At 72.1% G+C, this 24,540-nt stretch carries 10 protein-coding genes; all 10 read left to right on the plus strand.

Annotated features, from left to right (window positions below):
- Positions 1 to 12: 12 nt before the first annotated feature.
- The 10 genes from LRS74_RS30280 (at position 13) to LRS74_RS30325 (ending at position 24,348) form a co-directional block, all read left to right on the plus strand.
- The gene (locus LRS74_RS30280; protein ID WP_277743994.1) at positions 13 to 6,240 is read left to right on the plus strand and encodes a type I polyketide synthase; all 6,228 of its coding nucleotides are present in this window, start codon (positions 13 to 15) and stop codon (positions 6,238 to 6,240) included.
- Entirely contained in the window at positions 6,237 to 7,643 is a 1,407-nt protein-coding gene (locus tag LRS74_RS30285) for an MFS transporter (protein WP_277743995.1), read from the plus strand. Before LRS74_RS30280 ends, LRS74_RS30285 begins: the two co-directional genes overlap by 4 nt.
- 186 nt (positions 7,644 to 7,829) lie before the next feature.
- On the plus strand, positions 7,830 to 9,140 hold the full coding sequence (locus LRS74_RS30290; RefSeq protein WP_277743996.1) for a cytochrome P450: 1,311 nt from the start codon (positions 7,830 to 7,832) through the stop codon (positions 9,138 to 9,140).
- Between the two features lie 163 nt (positions 9,141 to 9,303).
- A complete protein-coding gene (locus tag LRS74_RS30295) occupies positions 9,304 to 10,716 on the plus strand; it encodes an MFS transporter (RefSeq protein WP_277743997.1) in 1,413 nt (470 codons plus the stop codon).
- 42 nt (positions 10,717 to 10,758) lie between these two features.
- Positions 10,759 to 11,343: a DUF2867 domain-containing protein gene (locus tag LRS74_RS30300; RefSeq protein ID WP_277743998.1), complete on the plus strand. Its 585-nt coding sequence runs from the start codon at positions 10,759 to 10,761 to the stop codon at positions 11,341 to 11,343.
- 108 nt (positions 11,344 to 11,451) lie between these two features.
- Complete coding sequence (locus tag LRS74_RS30305) at positions 11,452 to 19,767, plus strand: type I polyketide synthase (protein WP_277743999.1); 8,316 nt, start codon at positions 11,452 to 11,454, stop codon at positions 19,765 to 19,767.
- A gap of 11 nt (positions 19,768 to 19,778) precedes the next feature.
- Complete coding sequence (locus LRS74_RS30310) at positions 19,779 to 20,936, plus strand: acyl-CoA dehydrogenase family protein (RefSeq protein WP_277744000.1); 1,158 nt, start codon at positions 19,779 to 19,781, stop codon at positions 20,934 to 20,936.
- A 149-nt stretch (positions 20,937 to 21,085) separates the two neighbouring features.
- Positions 21,086 to 21,988, plus strand: coding sequence for an aminoglycoside phosphotransferase family protein (locus tag LRS74_RS30315; protein ID WP_277744001.1), 903 nt, complete (start codon positions 21,086 to 21,088; stop codon positions 21,986 to 21,988).
- Between the two features lie 165 nt (positions 21,989 to 22,153).
- Positions 22,154 to 22,873: a peptidase inhibitor family I36 protein gene (locus LRS74_RS30320; protein ID WP_277744002.1), complete on the plus strand. Its 720-nt coding sequence runs from the start codon at positions 22,154 to 22,156 to the stop codon at positions 22,871 to 22,873.
- Between the two features lie 2 nt (positions 22,874 to 22,875).
- Positions 22,876 to 24,348: a phosphodiester glycosidase family protein gene (locus LRS74_RS30325; RefSeq protein ID WP_277744003.1), complete on the plus strand. Its 1,473-nt coding sequence runs from the start codon at positions 22,876 to 22,878 to the stop codon at positions 24,346 to 24,348.
- Positions 24,349 to 24,540: the final 192 nt, after the last annotated feature.

The raw sequence follows: 24,540 nt of genomic DNA on the forward strand, positions 1-24,540 counted from the left end.
GGAGGAACAGGCATGACCGCCGAGAAGAACGAGCTCATCGACGCGCTCCGGAAGTCGCTCAAGGAGACCGAGCGACTCCGGCAGCAGAACAGGCGACTCCTCGCGCAGCAGACCGAGCCGCTGGCGATCGTCGGGATGAGCTGCCGGTATCCGGGCGGGGTGACCTCGCCGGACGAGCTGTGGGAGCTGGTGGCGTCCGGTCGCGACGCGGTGTCGGGGCTGCCGACCGACCGCGGCTGGGATGTCGAGGAGCTGTACGACCCCGACCCGGACCGGCTCGGAAAGGCGTACACACGCAGCGGCGGCTTTCTGGAGCGGCCGGGCGAGTTCGACGCCGACTTCTTCGGGATCAGTCCGCGCGAGGCGCTGGCGATGGACCCGCAGCAGCGACTGGTGCTGGAAGGGGCCTGGGAGGCGTTCGAGGACGCGGGTATCGATCCCACCTCGTTGCGGGGCAGCGACACCGGCGTCTTCTGCGGCGCCTTCAGCTCGGAGTACGGCGAGTCGATGCCGCCGGAGCTGGAGGGCTACCGCCTGGGCGTGCTGACCAGCGTGGTGTCCGGTCGTATCTCCTACACGCTGGGTCTGGAGGGGCCCTCGGTGTCGGTGGACACGGCGTGTTCGTCGTCGCTGGTGGCGCTGCACCTGGCCGCCCAGGCGCTGCGGTCCGGCGAATGCTCGCTGGCGCTGGTGGGCGGAGTGACCGTGCTCTCCGGGCCGTCCTTCTTCGTGGAGTTCAGCCGGCAGCGGGCGCTGTCGCCCGACGGGCGCTGCAAGGCGTACGCGGCGGCGGCGGACGGGACCGGGTTCTCCGACGGTCTGGGTCTGCTCGTGGTGGAGCGGTTGTCGGACGCGCGGCGCAAGGGGCACCGGGTGTTGGCCGTGGTGCGGGGCAGCGCGGTGAATCAGGACGGTGCGAGCAATGGTTTGACGGCGCCGAACGGTCCGTCGCAGGAGCGGGTGATCCGTCAGGCGCTGACGAACGCGGGGATCGGCGCGGCGGACGTGGACGCGGTGGAAGGCCACGGCACGGGGACGACCCTCGGTGACCCGATCGAGGCCCAGGCCCTGCTGGCGACGTACGGGCGCGAGCGGGGGAGCGGCCCGCTGCGGCTGGGGTCGATCAAGTCGAACATCGGGCACACCTCGGCGGCAGCCGGTGTGGCGGGTGTGATCAAGATGGTGATGGCGCTGCGGCACGGGATGCTGCCGGCCACCCTGCACGTGGACACGCCGTCCCCTCATGTGGACTGGGCTTCGGGCGAGGTGGAGCTGCTGACCGAGGCGCAGAAGTGGCCGGTCTCGGAGCGGGTGCGCCGTGCGGGGGTGTCGTCGTTCGGGATCAGCGGCACCAACGCGCACGTGATCCTGGAGGAAGCACCGGCCGAAGCGCTGAATCCGGAGGCGGGCGCGCAGGCTCCGGGCACCGGCCCGGCGGTGGTTCCGGTGTTGGTGTCGGCGCGGAGTGAGGCGGCGTTGCGTGCGCAGGCGGATCGTCTGCGGGCGCTTCTGGCGGCGCGGCCTGAGCTGTCGCTGCTGGACGTGGGCTTCTCGTCGGTGGCGACGCGGGCGCAGTTGGAGCGTCGTGCGGCGGTGGTGGCTTCGGATCGTGCGGGGTTGCTGACGGGGCTTGAGTCCCTGGCCGCTGGTGAGCCGGTGGACGGGGTGGTCGAAGGCACATCGGTGGGTGGGAAGGCGGTGTTCGTCTTCCCGGGTCAGGGTGCTCAGTGGGTGGGTATGGCGGTGGAGTTGTTGGACTCCTCGTCGGTGTTCGCGGAGTCGATGGCCGCGTGTGGTGAGGCGCTGTCGGAGTTCGTGGACTGGCGTCTTGAGGATGTGTTGCGGTCGGTGGACGGAGCGCCGTCGCTGGAGCGGGTCGATGTGGTGCAGCCCGCGTTGTGGGCGGTGATGGTCTCGTTGGCGCGGCTGTGGCGGTCGTATGGCGTGGAGCCGTCGGCGGTGGTGGGCCACTCCCAGGGCGAGATCGCCGCGGCGTGTGTGGCCGGTGGTCTGTCGCTGGGCGATGGGGCGCGGGTTGTGGCGTTGCGGAGCCGTCTGGTGCGGGAGCGCTTGGCGGGTCTGGGCGGGATGGTGTCGGTGGCGTTGCCGGTGGAGCGGGTGGAGGAGTTGCTCGTTCCGTATCGGGGTCGGGTGTCGGTCGCCGCGGTGAACGGTCCCGCCTCGGTGGTGATCGCCGGTGAGCCGGAGGCGCTGGATGAGCTGATCGCGCTGTGTGAGCGGGATGAGGTTCGGGCGCGTCGGGTGGCGGTGGACTACGCCTCGCACTCGGCCCAGGTCGAGGCCATCGAGACCGAGCTGCTGGAGGTTCTGGCGTCGATCCAGCCGACGTCGGGCCGCATCCCGTTCTACTCGACGGCGACGGGTGGATTTATCGACACCAAGACGCTGGACGCGGCGTACTGGTACGGGAATCTGCGGGGCCGGGTCGGGTTCGAGCCGGCGATTCGGGCTTTGATCGACAACGGTGTGCATGTCTTTGTCGAGATGTCTCCGCATCCGGTGTTGACGATGGCGGTGGAGGAGACGGCCGCGGCGCATGGTGCTGAGGATCGGGTCGGGGTCGTGGGGTCGCTGCGTCGTGACGAGGGCGGTCTGGGGCGTTTCGTCGCCTCGCTGGCCGAGGCGCATGTGCTGGGGGCCGGTGTCGACTGGTCGGTGCTGTTCGACGGCAGCGGTGCCCAGCGGGTGGAGCTGCCGACGTACGCGTTCCAGCGTGAGCGGTTCTGGCTGACCCCGGGTTCCGGCGCCGGGGACGCGGCGGCCGCCGGTTTGGGCCGGGTGGAGCATCCGGTGCTCGCCGCGGCGGTGCAGGTGGGCGACCGCGACGAGTGGGTGTTCACCGGCCGGCTGTCCATCGACGCGCAGCCGTGGACCCGGGACCACATGGTGCTGGACACCGTGATCGTGCCGGGCGTGGCGCTGGTCGAGCTGGCGTTGACCGCCGGCCGTGAGTTGGACTGTCCGGTGCTGGACGAGTTGGTGCTGGAGGCGCCGCTGGTCCTGGAGGACGAGGGCGCGCGGCAGGTGCAGGTCACGGTGGGGCCGGCTGGTGAGGACGGTCGTCGCGAGGTGACCGTGTTCTCCCGCCCGGAGTCTGGTGACGACGAGCGAGGGGAGGCGGTCTGTCACGGGCGTGGCTGGCTGGCCGCGGACGCCGAGCCGTCGGTTCCGTCGGATGCGTTCCCGCTCCAGTGGCCGCCCGCCGGCGCCGAGCCGGTGGTGGTGGACGGGCTGTATGCCCGGCTGGCCGATGCCGGGTACGAGTACGGACCGGCCTTCCAAGGTCTGCGGGCGGCCTGGCGCGTGGGCGACGAGGTCTACGCCGAGGTGGCCCTGCCCGACGACGCCACGGTCGGGGAGTTCGGGATCCACCCGGCGCTGTTCGACGCCGCGCTGCACGGCGGACTGCTGGACGACATGCCAAGGGACTCCGTGGTACTGCCGTTCTCGTGGTCGGGGGTCCGGCTTGACCGCTCGGGCCTCACTCGGGTCCGGGTGCGCATCGCCCCGGCGGGTGAGTCCGCCTCGCGTATCGACATCGCGGGAGAGAACGGCGAGCGGGTCGCGAGCATCGCACGGCTCGACGTCCGTCCGGTGGAGCCGGCACAGCTGGAGGCGGCGAGCCGGGGTGGGCAGAGTTCGCTGTTCCACCTGGACTGGGTCACGGTCCCGGCCGGGGCGCGGCCGCCGGCGCGGGTGGCGATCCTGGGCGGCCTGGCCGGGACGGAGGACCACTACGCGGATCTCGACGGGCTGGAGCGGGCGCTCGCCGACGGCCTGGCGGTACCGGATCTGGTGCTCGCCACGGTCGAGACCCCGGCCGGCGTCGGTGATCCGGCGGAGGCGGCGCGGGCGACGGCCGGGCGTGCGTTGGAGCTGGTGCGGCGCTGGCTGGCGAGCGAGTCGCTGGCCGACGCGCGGCTGACGGTGGTGACCCGTCACGCCGTCGCGGTGGCGGACGACGAGACGCCGCGGGTGGCACAGGCGGCGGTGTGGGGCCTGGTGCACAGTGCCCAGTCCGAGCACCCGGGGCGGTTCGCACTCCTCGACATCGACGGCGACATCGACGGCGGCGCCGACTCCCACGACGCCGACTTCCACGCCAACGGCGACGTGAACGTCGGCCGTGAGGCCGACGGTACGGCCGACGGCAAGGCCGCGCCGGCCTGGAGCGCACTGCTCCACCCGGACGAGCCCCAGCTCGCCGCGCGCGAGGGCCGGTTGTCGGCGCCGCGCCTCGTCCGGGCCGGTACGACGTCGACGGCTCCGGCGCCGTTGGACCCCGAGGGCACGGTCCTGATCACCGGTGGTACCGGTGGTCTGGGGGGGTTGCTCGCGCGGCATCTGGCTGAGCGGCACGGTGCGCGGCACCTGCTGCTGGTGAGCCGGCGCGGCCCGGCGGCCGAGGGCGTGGACGCGCTGGTCGCCGCGGTGGAGGCGCTCGGCGCGCGGGTCCGCGTCGCCGCCTGCGACGTGACCGACCGAGACCAGCTGGCCGGTCTGCTGGACTCGTTGGAGCGGCCGTTGACGGCGGTCGTGCATGCGGCGGGTGTGCTGGACGACGGTCTGGTCGAGGCGCTCACCCCGGAGCGGCTGGAGCGGGTGATGCGGCCGAAGGTGGACGCGGCCTGGCATCTGCACGAGCTGACCGCCGGGATGGAGCTGTCGGCCTTCGTGCTGTTCTCCTCGATGGCGGCGTTGATCGGCAGCCCGGGGCAGGCGAACTACGCGGCGGCGAACGCCTCGTTGGACGCGCTCGCGCAGGTGCGGCGCGCGGACGGGCTCCCGGCGAGCTCTCTCGCCTGGGGCATGTGGGCGGATGCCACCGGGATGACCGGGGAGCTGGACGCGGCGGATGTGGCGCGACTGGAGCGGATGGGTGTCGCCCCGCTGTCGGCCGAGCTGGGGCTGGAGCTGTTCGACCAGGCCCTCGGGGTGGACGCGGCACTCCTGGCACCGGTCCGGCTGGACCTGCCCGCGCTTCGTGCGCAGGCCCGTGCCGACATGCTGCCCGCGTTGCTGCGTGGGCTGGTGCGCGCTCCGGCCCGGCGCGCGGAGTCCACGGGCGGGTCGCTGGCGCAGCGGCTGGCCGCGGTGGCCGAGGCCGATCGCGAGCAGATCGTGCTCGAACTGGTGCAGACGCAGGTGGCGGCGGTCCTCGGGCACGCTTCCGGTGCCGCGATCGCGCCTGATCGGGGGTTCAAGGAGCTCGGGTTCGACTCGCTGGCCGCGGTCGAGCTGCGTAACCGGCTGACCCGGGCCACCGGGCTGCGGCTGCCCGCCACCCTCGTCTTCGAGCACCCCACCCCGGTCGAGGTCGCACGGCTGATCCTCGAGGATGTCGGCCGATCTCCGGCGGGGCCCGGACACGGCGATGGTGGGCCCGTGCGTCAGGAGGACCACGGCACGCTCGGAGCGCTGCTTCGCCACGCCCACGCGGCGGGGGAGATGTCCGACGCGCTGCCCTGGTTGACGGCGGCGTCGCGGTTCCGTCCCTCCTTCGCCTCGGCCGCGGAGCTGGCGGGCGCGGACGACTACGCCGTTCAGCTCGCCTCGGGCCCACGACTGCCGAAGCTCGTCTGCGTGCCCTCGTTCGTGGTCGGCTCCGGCCCCCATCAGTTCATGCGTCTCGCCGAGCACTTCGAGGGCGAGCGGGACGTCTTCGTCTGCTCGCTTCCGGGGTTCCGCGGCACCGATCCGGCGCCGGGGTCCTGGGACGCCGCGATGGCCGTTCTGGAGGGCTCGATCCGCCGCGCCGTCGGCGACGCCCCCTTCGTCCTGGTCGGCAATTCGATCGGTGGTGCCCTCGCGCACTCCCTGGCCGCCCGGTTCGAGAGCGCGGGCAGGGCTCCGGCAGGCGTCGTCATGATCGACACCCCGGGGCCCGAGGGCGGCGAGGAGGTGACCGGCCGGGTCTTCTCCCAGGTGATGACGCACGTCCTCGACCAGGCGGAGCAGGTCGTGCCGCTCGACGACGCCGGCTGGCTCGCCATGGGCGGCTATCTCCGACTGCTCGCCGAGCGGCCCGCGACGCGGGTGGAGTCCCCGACCCTGCTCATCCGGGCGACGGTGTCGCTCGGCGGGGGCGACGCACCCGTGGACTGGCCCGTGTGGCGGGACCGGAGCGAGCACGTGGACATCGCCGCCGACCACTTCGGTCTGATCGGGGCCGCGGCCGCGGAGACCGCGGCCGTGATCGAGGGGTGGATCGAAGCATGAAGGACAGTGCGTCCCGGCGCGGCGCCGTCGCGGTCGTCCTCGTCGGCGTCTTCGCCTCGTCGCTCGACGTGCTCATCGTCAACATCGCCTTTCCCGACCTGGAGCGCTCGTTCCCGTCGGCGAGCCTGACCAACCTCTCCTGGGTGCTGAGCGCGTACGCGATCACGTTCGCGGCGTTGCTGATGCCCGGCGGGCGGTGGGCGGACCAGTCCGGGCGCAAGCGCGCCTACCTGACCGGCCTGGCCCTGTTCACGGTGGCCTCGGCGTGCTGCGCCGCCGCCCCCACGCTCGGCGTGCTGGTGGCCGCACGGATCCTTCAGGGCCTCGGCGCGGCGTTGATGATGCCGAGTTCGCTCGGGCTGCTGCTCGCCCTCTTCCCGTCGGAGCGCCGCGGAACGGCGATCGGGCTGTGGACGGCCGTGAGCGGCTCCGGAGCCGCCCTCGCGCCGCCCATCGGCGGGCTTCTCGTGCAACTCGACTGGCGGTGGGCGTTCCTGGTGAACATCCCCCTCGGCGTGGTGGCGTGGTTCGTCGGCGTGCGGACGTTGCCGGAGGTCCGGGAGCGGAGCCGTTCGGTTCCCGACGTGCTCGGCATCCTGGTGCTCGCCGCGACCGTCGCGGCGATCGTGGCGGCCATCGTGCAGGGCCCGGACTGGGGATGGGGCGGGCCACGGGTCCTCGGCCTGATAGCCGTGGGGGTGCTCGGCGGCGTCTTCACCGTGCGGCGCGCGTTCAGTCATCCCGCTCCGGTCATCGAGCCCGCCATCCTGCGGATCCGGGTCGTGGCGCTCGGCAACCTCGCGACCCTGCTGTTCTTCGCCGGGTTCGGAGCGATGATCAGCGCTTCGACGCTCTTCCTGACCGGGATGTGGGACCACTCGGTGCTGCGCGGCGCGCTGGAGGTGGCGCCGGGGCCGGTGGTGGCCACCGTGTGCGCCGTGCCCGCCAGTCTGCTCGCGACGCGGTACGGCGTACGGGTGGTCGGGATGTTCGGCGGCGCCGTGTTCGCCGCCGGGGGCGTCTGGTGGGCGGTCGTGACGGACGGCACCCCGGACTACGCGGCCAGCTTCCTTCCGGGGTCGGTCATCGGCGGGATAGGCGTCGGCCTCATGCTGCCGTGTCTGTCGACGGCGGCCACCCTGTCGCTGCCGTCCGAGCGCTTCGCCACCGGGACCGCGATGAACACGATGTGCCGCCAGGTCGGGAGCGCGCTCGGGGTCGCGGTGGTCGCGGCGGTGCTCGACGCCCGACCGGGCGTCTCCGGCTACCACACCGCGTTTCTGATCATGGCGGCCTGCGGCGTCGCGGGCGGACTCGCGCTGATGGCGATCGGTGCGGAGCGAGGTCGTATTCCGGCCAACGGAACCGCGCTTTCCGCGCCAGCAACAGGACGGACCGTGTGACTTCGCGGTCCACGAGAAAGGATTACAGGAATGGACACTGCCAACACACCTCATGGCGCGTCCCCAGCGCACGGGACCACGAAGGACGGGGCCGCGTCGGGGGCCGCTGGGTGTCCGGTCAACCATGCCGCGGCGCGTCCGAAGACCGTCATCCCCGCCACCGCGCTGCCGGGGCCGCCGGATCACATGCTGAAGCAGCTCTGGAAGTACCGGTCGCTCCGGACCCTGTGGCTGACGCAGTGCCGTGAGCTGTACGGCGACCGGATCCGGCTGAAGATCAGGCCCAAGTCCGACATCTACCTGCTCTCGAACGCCGACGATGTGAAGGCGATGTTCCTGGCCCCCAGGGACACCCTGCACACCGGTAACGGCAGTGCCGTGCTGGAGAAGTTCTTCGGTAACACCGGGCTCGCCTTCCTCGACGAGGAGGAGCACCTGACCCGGCGCAAGGCCATCATGCCGAGCTTCAAGGGCGAGGCGTTCAAGCGCATCGAGGCGTCGGCCACCAAGCTGGCCAAGCAGGAGGTCGCCGCATGGCCGCGTCACCAGGTCATGTCGCTGCACCCGCTGGTCCACCGCTACACGATGAAGGTGATCGGCGAGATCATCTTCGGAGAGGTGACCCCGTCCTGCTGGGACGAGATGCTCGAAGAGCTGATGGGTGTGGTGGAGTTCAACAACCACATCATGACGGTGCTCCGGATCGAGGACATGCCGGGTGCGGTGCTGCGAGCGCTCACGGCGATCCGCCGCACGGGTCTGCGTGACTTCCTGGGGCACCGTGCGCGCGCGGACGCGCTGCTCGCCAGGGCCGTCAAGGAGCGCCTGGACTCGGGCGACCTCGGCAACGACATGCTCTCCGTCATGCTCGGCATCCGAAAGGAGGATGGCACGCCGCTGACCGGCGTGGAGCTGCGCGACGAGATGATGACCATGTTCATAGCCGGCACCGAGACGACCGCTTCGGTGATCTGCTGGGCTCTGGAGTACCTGAGCCGCAAACCGGCGATTCTCCAGCGCGTGCTCACCGAGATCGACGAGGGCGCCGGCGACGCCTACCTCACGGCGCTCGTGTACGAGGTGCTGCGGGTGCGGCCGCCGCTGCCCAACATCATCCTCCGCGAGGTCGTGAAGCCGATCGAGATCGGCGGAGTGCGCTACGAGCCCGGCATGGAGCTGTGGGCCAGCGCCCATCTGCTGAACCGGCATCCGGACCACTACGAAGACGCCGAGCGGTTCGACCCCGAGCGCTACCTGGGCACCAAGCCCGACCTGAACGTCTGGATCCCGTTCGGCGGCGGCCACACCCGCTGCCTCGGCGACCGGATCGCCATCCATGAGATCAAGGTCATGCTCCGCGAGGTGCTCTCCACCTGCGACCTCCGCCGGGTCGACCCGAGGCCGGAGGGGATGCGCAGCCGTGGCGTCGTCATCGTGCCGGAGCACGGCACCCGCCTTGAGCTCAGGCCCCGAAAGGCGGAGGTGAGCCTGGCCTAGGGGCTGTGATGAGTCGGCATACCGGGTGCCGGAGGCCACCAGCGGGCTCCGGTGCCGGTCTGCCGGCTGCGGGGGATTCAACGGGGAGGTGAGCGCGCCCGGAGCGTTCTTCGGGTGCGCCCCGTCGAGATGGACTCGCAACCGATTCGAGGAAGTAGGCGACATGACTGTCAAACAGCGGTGGGTACTGGTGCTGACCTCACTGGCCTCGCTGATAACCGCACTGGACGCCCTGGTCGTGACGACCGCGCTGCCCGCGATCAGGCTCGACCTGGACGCGTCCGTCGAGGAACTGGAATGGACGGTCAACGCCTACTTGCTGCCCTTCGCCGTACTGCTCATGGCAGGCGCGGCGTTGGGCGATCGCTATGGTCGCAAGCGCGTGTTCACCGGCGGGCTCATCGTGTTCACGTTGGCGTCGGTCGGCTGCGCGCTCGCGCCCGGGATCGGTTGGCTCATCGCGGCCCGCGCGGTGCAGGGAGTGGGAGCCGCGGCGGTCGTGTCGGTCGCGCAGGCGCATCTGAGCGTCGCGTTCAGCGCGGAGGAGCGGCCGAAGGCCATGGGCCTGTTCGGGGCCGTGACGGGCTTGGCGACGCTCGGCGGGCCGGTCGTCGGCGGCGTCCTGGTCGAGTCCGCCGCCTGGGAGTGGATCTTCTGGATCAACGTGCCGATCGGCGTGGTGATGATCCCGCTCATCATCACCAAGCTGAGCGAGAGCGTCGGTGAGGCGCGACAGCTCGACTTCGGCGGCATCGGCCTGGCCACCGTCGCTGCCTTCGGGGTGGGATGGAGCCTGGTGCGGGGCAACGCGGCGGGCTGGGGCAGCGTCGAGGTCGTCGGCGGGTTCGTCGCGGGTGCGGCCGCGCTGGCCGGATTCGTGTGGTGGGAGCTGCGCACCCCGCAGCCGTTGATGCCGATTCACTTCTTCCGGTCCCGCGCTTTCTCGGCCGGAAACGCCGCCATGTTCCTGCTGTTCGGTTCCGCCATGGCCGGTCTTTTCTTCTACGCGCAGTTCCTGCAGACCGTGCTGGAATACGGTCCGCTCGACGCCGGCCTTCGGCTGGTTCCGTGGACCGTGACCGTTTTCTTCTTCTCGCCGATCGCCGGAAAACTGGTGGGCCGAATCGGGGAGCGTCCGCTGATCACCGCCGGATTGCTGCTCCAGGCGTTCGCGTCCGGCTGGCTCGCTCTGATCGTGGAGCCGGATATGGCCTACAGCGAGATGGTCGGGCCGTTCGTGATCGGCGGAATCGGCATCTCGATCGCGGTTCCGGCGGTGATGACCGCGGTGTTCGGCGCGGTTCCGGACGAGGGATCCGGGGCGGCTTCCGGCACGTTGAACAGTCTGCGTCAGCTCGGCGGCGCTTTCGGAATCGCCATTGCCACGGCGGTTTTCGCCGCGGTCGGTGGTTACGGCTCCCTGGAGGAGTTCAATGACGGATTCAGTGCGGCGATCATCACCGCGGCGGTGGTGGCGCTGATCGGTGTGCCGATCGGGTTGGCGATTCCCGCGCGGCGTGATGTGCCCGCGCCGGAAAAGGCCGCGGTGACGCCCGACAAGTCGGCCGTGGAATAGGCTTCGAGGTAAGATCGATCAGAGATGGGTGGAGATCCACACATGAGGCTCCCGAATTCCGCACACACCTCGCAGCCCTGGCGCATTCACGAACTGGCGAGCGATTTCAAGGTCGAGGACGTGTGGGCGTTGCCGACACCGGGCGGTCCCGACGGACTCGACGAACTCGTGCGGCAGATGACGTCCGGCGACGGCGCGCACAACGCCAACCCGGTCGTCCGCGCGCTCTTCGCGATCCGCTGGCGGCTCGGGTCGCTGCTCGGCTGGGACAAGGCCGACACCGGGCTCGGCAACCGGGTGCCCTCGCTGCGCGATCGGTTGCCGGCCGACCTCCGTGAGGGGCCGCGGGGACCGGACTTCCGCGCGGCTCCGTTCACCGCGGTCTACCGGACGGACAACGAGTACGTGGCCGAGCTGGCCAACAAGACCGTGCATGTGCTGATGCACGTCGGCTGGGTCAAGGACCCGGCCGGCGGTTACCGCGGCCAGATGGCCGCGCTGGTGAAGCCGAACGGCCTGTTCGGAACGGCCTATATGGCCGCGATCAAGCCGGTGCGGGTCGCGGTCGTCTATCCGCGGCTGATGCGGTCGATCGAGCGCAGGTGGCAGCGGCAGGCCGCGGGGTGACGCGAGTCGTCTCCGCGGCGGTCGACGCCGCGACAACGTAACGACGCGTGAGCCTCGCTCATCTCGGATGGCGAAGCTCACTTTGGGGACTGGGGAGATCCGGAACTTATGCACGTGAACAGGGCCGAGCGACGGCCCGATGGCCAGAGGATCCCGGAGAACGAGCGAGCGATAGCCGTCGTCGGCATGGCATGCCGAGTCCCGGGGGCCGACGACCTCCGCGCCTTCTGGCGGTTACTGCGCGGTGGTGTCGACGCGATCACCGACGCGCCGGCGGACCGGGGGTACGACATCCCGGAGCTGGCACGGTTCGGCCGAGGCGGCTTCCTCGACCGCGTCGCCGACTTCGATGCCGGGTTCTTCGGCATCTCCCCGCGCGAGGCGGCGGCCATGGACCCGCGCCAGCGCCTGGCACTCGAACTGACCTGGGAGGCCCTGGAGGACGCCCACGCGGCGCCGGAGAGCCTGCGCGACAGCTCCACCGCGGTCTTCCTGGGTGCCACGGGCGACGACTACGCCTCGCTCGTCCACCGGCACGGCCCGGACGCCGTCTCACACCACTCGCTGGCCGGACTGAGCCGTGGTGTGATCGCCAACCGGGTCTCCCATCACCTCGGCTTCCACGGGCCGAGCGTGACCGTGGACACCGCGCAGTCCTCCTCGCTGGTCGCCGTGCACATGGCCTGCGAGAACCTGCTGTCGGGGACGACCCGGCTGGCCCTGGCCGGCGGTGTGCATCTGAACCTGGTGCCGGAGAGCACGCTCGCCCTGGCGCGGGCGGGCGCGCTCTCCCCCGACTGCCGCAGCTACACCTTCGACTCCCGCGCCAACGGCTTCGTCCGGGGCGAGGGCGCCGGCGTGGTCGTGCTCAAGCGGCTGGCGGACGCGGTCGCCGACGGCGACCCGGTGTACTGCGTCCTGCTCGGCGGGGCGGTGAACCACGACGGGGACGGCCAGGCGCTGACCGTCCCCGACAGCGACGCGCAGCAGGCACTGCTGCGGGAGGCGTGCGCCCGCGCCGGGGTCGAGCCCGAGCAGGTGCGGTACGTCGAACTGCACGGCACCGGCACGAGGGCGGGCGACCCGGTCGAGGCGAGCGCGCTGGGATCGGTGTTCGGCCCGTCCCGCGACGAGCGGCAGCCGTTGCTCGTCGGCTCGGTGAAGACCAACATCGGGCACCTCGACGCCGCCGCCGGAGTCGTCGGACTCATCAAGGTCGCGCTGGCGATGAAGCACGACGTCCTCCCGGCGAGCCTCAACTTCGCCGAGCCGCACCCGTCGATACCGATGGAGCGGTGGAAGCTCGAGGTGAACGCGGCCACCGGGCCGTGGCCCGAGGGCCGTCGGCTCGCCGGCGTCAGCTCGTTCGGCGTCGGCGGCACCAACTGCCACCTCGTCGTCGCCGCCCACCCCGTCCCGGAGCAGCCCGAGCCCGGACCGGAGCCCTCCGCCCCGGTTCCGGTGGTGGTGTCCGGCCGGTCCGCGGCGGCGCTGCGCGCCCAGGCCGGGCGGCTGCGGGAGTGGCTGGAGGCCGACACGGAGCTGCGGCCGGTGGATGTCGGCCACTCCGCCGTGACGACCCGATCGGCGCTGAAGCACCGCGCCGTCGTCGTCGCCGCGGACCGCGCCGAACTGCTGGACGGCCTGGCCGCGTTGGCGGCGGGCGAGGCCTCGGCCGACATCGTGACGGGTTCCGTCGCCGCCGGGCCCGGCGTGGTGTGGGTGTTCCCGGGGCAGGGCTCCCAGTGGCTCGGGATGGCGCGCGGCCTGTGGGAGTCCTCGCCGGTGTTCGCCGCCCGGATGTCGGAGTGCGAGCGGCTGCTGGACGGGCTCGTCGACTGGTCGCTGCGGGATGTGCTCGACGACGAGGCCGCGCTGGCCCGCGTCGACGTGGTGCAGCCCGCGCTGTTCGCGGTGATGGTGTCCCTGGCCGAGGTGTGGCGTTCGGTCGGCCTGGTGCCCGACGCGGTCGTGGGGCACTCGCAGGGCGAGATCGCCGCCGCCTGCGCGGCGGGCATCATCTCCCTGTCCGACGGTCTCCGACTGGTGGTCGGGCGCAGCCTCGCCATCAACGCCGGCCTCTCGGGCCGCGGGACGCTGGCGTCGCTGGCCATGCCCGCCGCGGACGTGGATCGCGACCGGGTCTCGGTCGCCGCGGTGAACGGCCCGAACGCGGTCGTGATCTCCGGCGAGGTCGAGGCGGTGCACGAGGTCGTCGCCGAGTGCGAGGCGCGCGGGATCCGCGCCAGGGTCATCCCGGTCGACTACGCCTCCCACTCCGCGCACGTGGAGGCGATCCGGGACGAGGTGCTGCGGGTCGCCGAGGGCATCACGGCGACCGACAGCGGGGTCGCGTTCTACTCCACGGTCACCGCCGGCCGCGTGGACCCGGCCGAACTGGACGCCGAGTACTGGTACCGGAACCTCCGGCAGGAGGTACGGCTCTCGGAGACCGTCACGGCGCTCGCCGAGGCCGGACACGGGGTGTTCGTGGAGGTCAGCCCGCACCCGGTGCTGACCATGGCGCTCCAGGACACCGTGGCCGCCGCGGAGACCGAGGCCACCCCGGTGGTGCAGGGCACCCTGCGCAGGCAGGAGGACGAGCCGCGGCGGCTGCTGCTGTCCATGGCCGAGCTGTACACCAAGGGCGTCGGGGTGGACTGGCGGCCGCTGTTCGAGGGCGCCCGCCGGGTGGAACTGCCCACCTACGCCTTCCAACGGGAGGCGTACTGGGTCGGCGGCGAGCGCGCCGAGTCGCCCGCGCCGCGTCCCGTCACGGTGGGGGAGACGGGGGCCGCCGAGTCCTCGGATCTCGCGGTCGCGGACGCCGCGCCGGGGGCGCCGGCCCGGATGACCGATCAGCAGCTGTGGACGCTGGTCCGCTCCCAGGCGGCGGCCGTGCTCGGGCTCGCCGACCCGAGGCTGGTGGAGGCCGACAGCACCTTCAAGGAGCTCGGCTTCGACTCGGTGACGGCGGTGGAGCTGAGCAACCGGCTGAGCACCGCGACCGAGCTGCGGATGCCGACCTCGCTGCTGTTCGACCACCCGACGCCCACCGCGCTCGTGCGGCATCTGCGCGAGGAACTGGGCGGTCCCGCCGCCGAGCAGGGCGCCGACCAGCGGCCCCACCAGGCGGCCGCCGACGACGACCTGATCGCGGTCATCGGCATGAGCTGCCGGCTCCCCGGCGGCGTGTCCTCACCGGAGGACCTGTGGCGGCTGGTCGCCGACGGCACGGACGCCATCTCGCCGTTCCCGGAGGACCGCGGCTGGCGGATCGACCCCGGCGCGGACCACGTCCGCGCGGGCGGCTTCCTGGCCGACGCCGCCGACTTCGACGCGGGCTTCTTCCGCGTCAGCCCGCGCGAGGCCCTGTCGATGGACCCGCAGCAGCGGCTGGTGCTGGAGGTGGCCTGGGAGGCACTGGAGCGGGCCGGCCAGGATCCGGCGGCGCTGCGCCGGACCCGGACGGCGGTCTTCATGGGCGCCATGAGCCAGGACTACCTCCCGCGCCTGCACGAGGTGGACGACGAGCTCGGCGGGCACGCCCTGACCGGGGGCCACACCAGCGTGGTGTCCGGCCGTATCGCCTACACCCTGGGCCTTGAGGGACCGGCGGTGAGCGTCGACACGGCGTGTTCGTCGTCGCTGGTGGCGATGCACCTGGCGGCCCAGTCGCTGCGGTCGGGAGACTGCTCCCTGGCGCTGGCGGGCGGCGTGACCGTGATGTCGACGCCCGGCATGTTCGTCGAGTTCGCCCGGCAGAACGGGCTGTCGGCCGACGGTCGCTGCAAGGCGTTCGCCGACGCGGCCGACGGCACCGGCTGGTCCGAGGGCGTGGGTGTGCTGGTGCTGGAACGGCTGTCGGACGCGCGACGCAACGGCCACCGGGTGCTGGCGGTGCTGCGCGGCTCGGCGATCAACCAGGACGGCGAGAGCAACGGACTCACCGCCCCCAACGGCCCGTCGCAGGAGCGGGTGATCCGGCAGGCCCTGGCGAGCGCGGGTCTGTCCGCGGCGGATGTCGACGCGGTCGAGGCGCACGGCACCGGCACCACCCTCGGCGATCCGATCGAGGCCCAGGCGCTGCTGACGACGTACGGGCAGGACCGTGAGCGTCCGCTGTGGCTCGGGTCGGTGAAGTCCAACATCGGGCACACCCAGGCCGCGGCGGGCGCCGCCGGAGTGATCAAGATGATCATGGCCATGCGCCATGGTGTCCTGCCGCGGACGCTGCACGTCGACGAGCCGTCGCGGCACGTCGACTGGTCGTCGGGCGCGGTGGAGCTGCTGACCGAGCGGCAGGCGTGGCCGGTGGCCGATCGGCCGCGCCGGGCCGGCGTCTCGTCGTTCGGGATCAGCGGCACCAACGCGCATGTGATCCTCGAACAGGGCGACCTCGACGAGCCCGAGGACCAGACCCCTCACGAGGACCCCCAGGCCACTGACGAGGGCCGGGCCGGGCACGCGTCGCCCGAGGAGCCGGCCGGCGTCGTGCCGTGGCTGGTGTCGGGACGCGGCGCGTCCGCGCTGACGCGTCAGGCACAGCGCCTGTGGGCGGCGGTCTCCGACGAGCGGGCCCCCCGGGCGGGCGATGTGGCGCTGACGCTGGCCACCGGACGTACGGCCTTCGACCACCGCGCGGTGGTGCTGGGCTCCGGGCGGGCGGAGCTGCTCTCCGGCCTGGAGGCGCTGTCCCGGGGCGACCGGGCGCAGGGCGTGATCGTGGGCGGCGGGGCGACCGCCGCGACCGACGTCGGCGTGCTGTTCTCCGGACAGGGCAGCCAGCGGCTCGGCATGAGCCGGGACCTGGTGCGGACCTTCCCGGTGTTCGCCGAGGCATGGCGCGAGGTCTGCGCCGCGCTCGACCCGCTGCTGGAGCACTCGATCGACGACGTGGTGGCGGCCGAGCCCGGCTCGGAGCCGGCGCGGCTGCTCGACGAGACGGCGATGACGCAGCCCGCGCTCTTCGCGTTCGAGGTGGCGGCGTTCCGGCTGCTGGAATCCCTGGGGATCGCGCCCGCGGTCCTGGTCGGGCACTCGATCGGCGAACTGGCCGCCGCGCACGTGGCGGGGGTGTTCTCGCTCGCCGACGCGGCCCGTCTGGTCGCCGCCCGCGGCCGGCTGATGCAGGCCCTGCCGCGCGGCGGGGCGATGGTGGCGGTCCAGGCCGACGAGGAGGAGGTCCGCGGCGCGCTCGACGGCCACGGCGACTCCGCCTCGATCGCTGCGGTGAACGGCCCCACCTCCGTGGTGATCTCCGGTGCCGAGGACGTGGTCCTGCGGATCGAGTCGACGCTCGCCGGCGAGGGCCGCAAGACGAAGCGGCTCCGGGTCTCGCACGCGTTCCACTCGCCGCTGATGGAGCCGATGCTGGAGGAGTTCCGGCGGGTGGCGGGGTCCGTGACGTACGCGGCGCCGCGCATCCCGGTGGTCTCCAACGTCACCGGCGACCTGGCCGAGGACGGCGCGCTGGAGCAGCCGGAGTACTGGGTGCGGCACGTACGGGAGGCCGTACGGTTCGGCGACGGCGTGCGCGCCGCGGTGGCGGCCGGCGCCGAGGCCCTGGTCGAGGCCGGCCCCGACGGGGTCCTCACCGCCATGGCCCAGGAGGCCCTGGCCGAGTCGGCACCGGACCTGCCCGTGGTCGCGATCGTCCGCAAGGACCGGTCCGAGTCGCGTGCGGTGGCCGAGGCGCTGGCGCGGCTGCACGTCGCGGGCGTCCCGATCGACTGGCGGTCGTATCTCACCGCCCTCGGCGTCTCCGGACGCCAGGTCGAGCTGCCCACCTACGCCTTCGAACGGCAGCGGTACTGGGCGGAGCCCGCGCGACCGCAGGGCGACGTCGGCGGCGCGGGGCTCGCCGCGATCGAGCACCCGTTCCTCGCCGCCGCCACCGACCTCGCCGTCGGCGACCAGCTGGTCTTCAGCGGCCGGGTCTCGTCGGCCGACGCCCCCTGGCTGACCGACCACGCCATCTTCGACAACGTGGTGTTCCCGGGGGCGGCCTTCCTGGAGATGGCGCTGCACACCCTGGACGGCGTCGACTGCCGGAGCGTCGAGGAGCTGACCCTGCAGGCGCCGCTGACGCTCGGCGACGAGGCCGTCCAGCTCCAGATCGTCGTCGGCGCGGCCGAGGAGGGAGGCCGGCGCCCCATCGGCGTCTACTCCCGTGCGATACCCGCGACATCCGCGGTATCCACGACGGGCGGGGCAGCCGCCGGAGCGAAGTCCCCCTGGACCCGGCACGCGACCGGATACCTGTCCACCGACCCGGCTCCGGTACCGGACACTTCCACCTCCGACGCCTGGCCCCCGCGGGGAGCCACGCCGGTCGAGCTGACCGGCTTCTACCCGGAGCTCGTCGACCGCGGCTACGCGTACGGGCCGGCCTTCCAGGGGCTGCGCGCCGCATGGCGCCAGGAGGACGAGGTCTTTGGCGAGGTCCGGCTCCCCGACGAGCTGCGCCCCGCGTCCCCCGGATTCGCCCTGCACCCGGCCCTGTTCGACGCGGCCCTGCACCCGATGCTGTCCCTGCTGGCCGGCTCGGACTCCTCCCAGGTGCTGCTGCCGTACTCCTGGTCGGGGGTGACGTTCCACGCGCCGGCCGGCACGGAGCTGCGGGTCCGGATCTCCCGTACGGGCCCCCACGAGGTGTCCCTGCGGATCACCGACCCCGGCGGCGCACCGGTGCTGACCGTCGCGTCGCTGGCGGTCATGCCGGCCTCCGTCGAGCAGCTGACCGGCGGCGCGGCCGACTCCCTGTTCGCCGTGGACTGGACGCCGCTGCCCGAGCCGGCCGCGGCCGGCTCCGGCGCCGGCCGGCCGGCGCCGGACGTGGAGCTCACCCATGTGGCCGCCGGCGGCGACGCGGCGGACGTCCCCGCGGCGGCGCGGGCGACCGCGCACGAGGTGCTCGAGCTGGTGCAGAAGTGGCTGCGCGACGAGCGGTTCGGCCGGACCCGGCGGGTGATCGTGACACGTCACGCGGTGGCGGTCACCGCGGACGAGACCCCCGACCTGTCCTGCGCGCCGGTCTGGGGCCTGGTGCGGTCGGTCCAGGCGGAGCACCCGGACCAGTTCGTCCTGGTCGACACGGACGGCAGCGAGGAGTCGCTGAACGCGCTGGAGTCGCTGGACCTGTCCGGCGAGCCGCAGTTGGCGGTCCGCCGCGGCGTGGCGTACGTGCCACGGTTGGCCCCGGCGCCGCCGGCGACGGCCGAGCGACCGACGTGGGACCCGCGAGGCACGGTGCTGCTGACGGGCGCCACCGGTGCCCTCGGCGCGCTGTTCGCCCGCCATCTGGTCGCCGAACACGGGGTGCGTCACCTGCTGCTGCTCAGCCGGCGGGGCGCGGCGGCGCCCGGCGCGGCCGAGCTGGTCGCGGAGCTGTCCGCGCTGGGCGCCCACGTCACACAGGCGTCCTGCGACGTGGCCGACCCGGACGCGCTGGCCGAACGGATCGCGGAGATCCCCGCGGAGTCGCCGCTGACCGCGGTGGTCCACCTGGCGGGCGTGCTGGACGACGCCGGCGCGGAGACGCTGACACCGCGGCAGCTCGACCGGGTGCTCCGGCCGAAGGTCGACGCCGCCTGGCACCTGCACCGACTGACCGAGGACCTGGGGCTGTCGGCGTTCGTCCTCTACTCGTCCGTCGCCGGCACGATCGGCACCGCCGGCCAGGCGAACTACGCCGCGGCCAACGCGTTCCTGGACGCCCTCGCCGCGCGGCGCAGGGCCGCCGGCCTGCCGGCGACCTCGCTCGCCTGGGGTCCCTGGGAGCTCGGCATGGCGGGCACGCTCGGCCAGGCCGATCTGTCGCGGTTCAGGCGGCTGGGGATCGTGCCCCTGAGCGCGGCGAAGGGCACGTCCCTGTTCGACGCCGCGCTCGCGCTCGACACGGCGACGGTGGTTCCCGCCACGCTCGACAAGACCGCGCTGCGCCGACTGGACACCGTGCCCGCGCTGCTGCGCGGGATGGTCGCGGCGCCGCGCCGCGAGCCCGCCGAGGAACCCACCGAGCTGCCGCTCGTACGGCGGTTGGCGGAGCTGTCGCCCGAGGAGCAGTCGAGCGAGCTGCTGGAACTGCTGCTCACCACCGCGGCGATGGTGCTGGGCTACCCCTCCACCGACGACATCGACGGCGACCTGTCCTTCAAGGAGATCGGCTTCGACTCGCTGAGCGGAGTGGAGTTCCGCAACGAGGTCAAGAAGGACACCGGGCTGCAGATCCCCGCAACGGTGATCTTCAACTACCCGACCCCGGCGGCCCTGGCGGAACACCTGCGGGAGCGGCTGTTCCCCCAGGACGCGGTGGACGAAGAGCCGCGGGGCGACGACGAGGACATGGCAGCGGACCAGGTGGATGACGAGATCGACGCCCTCGACGTCGAGAACCTCATCCAGCGCGCGTTCACGGAATGAATGGCAGGACGATGAAGTCAGAAGATCTCAAGACCGTTCGCCGGTTCGTCAAGGACGGACTGGGCGGTGGCCAGGCGCAGACGGACACGCTGACGGAGAAGCCCCTGGAGGTGTACGACACGTTCCGCGGCACCGGGCTCGCGAACTGGTGGCTGCCCGAGGAGATGGGCGGCCGAGGACTCAGCCTCGAGGACAGTGTCGAGATCGTCAACGAGATCGCCTACGGCGACGCCGGCGTGGCGTTCACGCTGTTCATCTCGGTCCTGGGCACCAGCATGGTGCAGCTGTACGGATCCGAGGAGCTGAAGGCCCGCTACCTGAAGCCCATGGTGGAGCGCGGATCGTTCTGCGCGACGCTGGGCAGCGAGCGCAACGCGGGCAGCGAGCTCAGCAAGATCGAGACGATGGTCACCCGGGACGGTGACGAACTCGTCATCACCGGCGAGAAGTCCTTCTCCACCAACACCGACTTCGCGGACTTCCTCGTGGTCGTCGCCAGGTCGGCGGACGACCCCGAGGAGTACCTCGCCGTTCTGGTGCCGAGGGACACGCCCGGCGTCGAGATCGTCAAGCGGTGGGACGTCATCGGTGTGCGCGCCTCGCACACCTACCAGGTGCGGCTGGACCACTGCCGGGTGCCCGCCGCCAACCAGCTGGAGGGTTCCGGGCTCCGACTGCTGGAGATCGGCCTCAACGCCAGCCGGATCCTGATCGCGGCCACCGCCATCGGAGTCGCCCGGCGGGTCCGCGACCACTGCATGGACTACGCCAAGCACAAGCCGTTCCGGGACGGCACCCTGCTGGACAGCCCGGTCCTCGCGCAGCGGCTGGGCCAGATGGAGATGCAGATCGACGTCATGAAGAGCCACTGCCTCAGGGCGGCTCGTGACTACGACACCATCATGACGGGGCCCGACGCGGCCACGGTCTTCGCCCGGCAGGGCACGCTCAAGTCCGCCCTGACGGCCAAGATGTTCTGTGGTCAGGCGGGCTGGGACGTGGCGAGCGTCGGCTCCGAGATGTTCGGCGGACTCGGGTACACCAGCGAGACGCCCGTCGGAAAGCTGCTCCGGGACATCCGCTACGTCTCGATCGTCGAAGGCGGCGACGACGTCCTGCGTGAGCTGGTCTTCAGCCGCTATGTGATCCCGGTGCCGCGCCGGTCGTAGCCTCGATTCGGCCCCCCGTCGCGGACGGGGGGCCGTGTCGGCGGTGGGGGCCGTCGCCCCACCGGGCGGGAAGACCGACGCCGCTCCCGAACGGGGCGCCGGCGGAAGGCGTTTGACGCCCGTCGGCGGGCGGTGGTCGGATGACGTCCATGAGCACGGGGCAGATGCACCCCGGGACGCATCCCATCGACGACGACCTGGTACGACGGTTGATCGCCGAACAGTTCCCCCGATGGACGGGGCTGACGGTGGAGCGATGGCCGTCCGGGGGCACGGTCAACGCGATGTACCGGCTGGGCGATGACATGGTCGTTCGGCTGCCGCTGGTGCGGGGCGGGGCCGCGGACGTGTCGCTGGAGCGGGAGTGGCTGCCCCGTCTCGCGCCCCTGCTGCCCACGCGCATCCCGGAGGTGCTCGGGGCCGGGGTGCCGGGCCAGGGGTATCCGTGGTCGTGGTCGGTCTACCGGTGGTTGACGGGCGAGCTTCCCGAAGCGGGGGCGCTGAGCGCCCCCGTGCCGCTGGCCGAGGATCTGGCCGCGTTCGTGGTCGCGATGCGCAGCGTCACCCTGCCGGCCGCGCCGAGGGCGCACCGAGGCGGGCCGGTCGCCTCGCTCGACGCGGAGACCCGCGCGGCGATCGAGCGGCTGCGGGAGATCCCGGAGGAGGGCGTCGACTGCGACGCCGCGGCCGCCGTGTGGGAGGAGACGCTGCGGGCCCCGGGCTGGGACGGACCGCCGGTGTGGCTGCACGCCGATCTGATGCCGGGCAATGTGCTGGTCGACGGCGGTGGCCGACTGGCCTCGGTGATCGACTTCGGCTGTGTGGGCGGCGGAGATCCGGCCTGTGATCTGTTCCCGGCGTGGAACCTGCTGCCGGCCGAGGCGCGGGACGTCTTCCGCGAGGCGCTGGCCGTGGACGAGGCGACCTGGATCCGCGGCCGGGGGCGGACGCTCTCACAGGCGCTGGTCGCGCTGCCGTACTACCGGAAGACGAATCCCGCGATGGCGCGGAACGCCCGGCATGTGATCCGGGCGGTGCTGGACGACGCCTGAGACATGCCACCGGGGCGTCTCGCGGTGGCGGACATCGCGGCGGCAGGACGTCAGTTGACGGGGTGACAGTCGCCGGGGGCTTGTGCCCCTCAACGAGGGCGAAACCTTATATCGTTCCCGACCGTGAACATGATCAAACAATCCTTTGGTCGTCGCCTGCCCGCTGTGGGGCTGACGGTGACGCTCCTGGCCGCGGCTCTGGTGTGGTTGCAGTCCGGGTCGGCCCAAGCGGCGTACGCCGACTGCCCGAAGAACGCGTTCTGCCTGTACACCGGGGCCCGTGGGGGCGGCGCCATGGTCTCGGTCGACACCGCGGCCAGGGCCGACTACGGCAAGGACGCGAAGCTGAAGGGCAAGACCTTCGCCTCCTACCGCAACAACACCGACTCCTGGGCCTGTCTGTACGAGGCCCCGAGCTATGGCGGGGACGGCATACGGCCCGTCCTCCCCGAGCAGGCCGGGGCCGACCTGCCCAAGGGGCGGAACGGCAAGCCCATGGCCCTGGCCTCGCACAAGTTCGCCACGTCGGTGTCGGGCTGCGCGACGGGCTTCGAACGCTGCGAGACCAAGCGCGTGTGCATCTTCCAGGGTCCCAGCGGGCGCGGTGTCGCCGGTGTGACGACGCAGCCCGACGACCTCGGCAACGGGGTGCTGGGCAACGCGGACTACTCGCGAACCTGGGACAACAAGGTCGTGTCCGTGTCGAACCGCTCGACCAAGGTCGCCTGCTTCTACCCCAACCCCGGTTACACCGGGACCTGGAAGGTCGGCCGCGCGCTGTTCCGGGCCTATGTCGTGCTGCCCGGGCAGGAGACGACCCTTCCGTACGCCTACCAGTCGTCCATCAGCTCCCACAAGCTCGCCGACAAGGAATCGAAGTGCTGACCATGGCGAAGACCACGCGCCCCGACGGCCGCCTCCGCACGCGCCGTGTCGCGGCCGTGCCCGTCGCCCTGGCGACGCTGGCCCTGACCCAGACCGCGGCGAGCGCGACGCCCCCGATACCCGGTCCCAAGGGGAACGACGTCGCCTCGGTCCTGGATCGGCTGAACGCCCATCGTCTGGTGGTGACGGACGGAATCGAGCGGACGACGTACTCCAGCTCCAAGAAGTCCGACCGCCTCGTCGTCCGCGTGGCGGTCATCGACCCCGACAAGGGCGCGATCTCCCTGGGGAGCACGGTGGGCGAGGGGGTGGGGGTGCGGGAAACCACCTCCGCGATGCTGAAGACGGTCGGTACCAGCAAGACCAACGCGCCGTACGTCGGCGTCAACGGCGGCTACTCCGTTGCCTTCAAGGGCCAGAACGCCCAGGGCAAGGGGGTCTCCGAGGAGCGGTCGGTCCCGCTGGTGGCCTCGATCCAGGAGGACGTCGTGCAGGGCGCCTCCTGTCTCACGGGGCAGAACGCCGTCGTCCTTCAGCACGGCCGGCCGCACTTCACGAGGATCACCACCTCGATCGAGATCAGGTCCAGTGACGGCGCCAGGCGCTCCGTCGACGGAGTCAACCGATACCCGGGATGGATCTCGTTCTGCCGCCAGGGCGACGACGATCGGCCCCTTCCCTTCAAGAAGGACGCCAAGGGGAAGAAGATCTACCTCGATGAGCGCGGCCGGGCGATCACGTCCGGCCCGTACTACGAGGACGCCGGCGAGATCGTCGCCTTCACCTCCGCCTACGGCCTGAAGACGCCGAAGCCCGGCCACAGTTCCTGGGTCGGGGCGGACAACGCAGAGGGCGTCCAGGTCCAGCTGAACGCACAGGGCGTGGTCGTCAAAAAGCAGTCCACCAAGGTGCCCCTGGACGTCCCCGCGAAGGGCATGGTGCTCCAGGGAATCGGACCGAAGAGCGACCCCGGATCCGGGGCCGAGTGGCTGCGGGACCACGCCAAGGTGGGGATGAAGCTCCGCTACACGCAGCGCGCCACGGACATCGGCTTCACCGCCGACACGGCTGACGACGAGAGGCTGGCCCTCGACCCCGCCCATCCGTCCATCGACGTGGTCAACGGGACCCACCTGCTGATGCGCAACGGCAAGGTCGTGGCCAAACCGGGCGACAACAAGAAGCTCGACCCGCGCACCGCCATCGGCACGGACAGCGAGGGGCGCACCCTCCTGGTCACCGTCACGTCCAAGAAGGACGGCGATCGCCTCGGTGTGCCGATCCACGAGCTGGCGAAGATCATGGCAGACCTGGGCGCCGTCGACGCGCTGAACCTGGACGGAGGCGGCTCCACCACCTTCGTCGCCGACGGCGAGAGGCAGAGCCCGCCCTCCGACAAGGAAGGCGAACGGCCCGTCTACGACGCCGTCTACGCCGGGCGAGGCGGCCACGGCCTGCCGGCCACCGGCCGCTGACCGAAACCGGCTCGGCGGCCCCGCCCCGCGCCCGTACCCGCCGCGGCCCCCGTGGCGACGCGCCGGGCGCGAGCCTCCACCGTGTTCGCGGGGGCGCCGAGCCACCGCGGCGGGTTCGAGTACGGCCGCCGGACGCGAGCCCGCCGGGCGGGGCCTGACGCCCCACCCCGCGAGCCCGCGGCCGGGGCCGCT

This window comes from Streptomyces sp. LX-29 (assembly GCF_029541745.1).
GTDB lineage: Bacteria > Actinomycetota > Actinomycetes > Streptomycetales > Streptomycetaceae > Streptomyces.

What these genes read in the sequence shown, in the direction of transcription:
- LRS74_RS30295 (WP_277743997.1), top strand. Translation starts at nt 9,304, where the DNA reads ATGACTGTCAAACAGCGGTGGGTACTGGTGCTGACCTCACTGGCCTCG.
- LRS74_RS30280 (WP_277743994.1), top strand. Translation starts at nt 13, where the DNA reads ATGACCGCCGAGAAGAACGAGCTCATCGACGCGCTCCGGAAGTCGCTC.
- LRS74_RS30325 (WP_277744003.1), top strand. Translation starts at nt 22,876, where the DNA reads ATGGCGAAGACCACGCGCCCCGACGGCCGCCTCCGCACGCGCCGTGTC.
- LRS74_RS30310 (WP_277744000.1), top strand. Translation starts at nt 19,779, where the DNA reads ATGAAGTCAGAAGATCTCAAGACCGTTCGCCGGTTCGTCAAGGACGGA.
- LRS74_RS30300 (WP_277743998.1), top strand. Translation starts at nt 10,759, where the DNA reads ATGAGGCTCCCGAATTCCGCACACACCTCGCAGCCCTGGCGCATTCAC.
- LRS74_RS30285 (WP_277743995.1), top strand. Translation starts at nt 6,237, where the DNA reads ATGAAGGACAGTGCGTCCCGGCGCGGCGCCGTCGCGGTCGTCCTCGTC.
- LRS74_RS30290 (WP_277743996.1), top strand. Translation starts at nt 7,830, where the DNA reads ATGCTGAAGCAGCTCTGGAAGTACCGGTCGCTCCGGACCCTGTGGCTG.
- LRS74_RS30305 (WP_277743999.1), top strand. Translation starts at nt 11,452, where the DNA reads ATGCACGTGAACAGGGCCGAGCGACGGCCCGATGGCCAGAGGATCCCG.
- LRS74_RS30315 (WP_277744001.1), top strand. Translation starts at nt 21,086, where the DNA reads ATGAGCACGGGGCAGATGCACCCCGGGACGCATCCCATCGACGACGAC.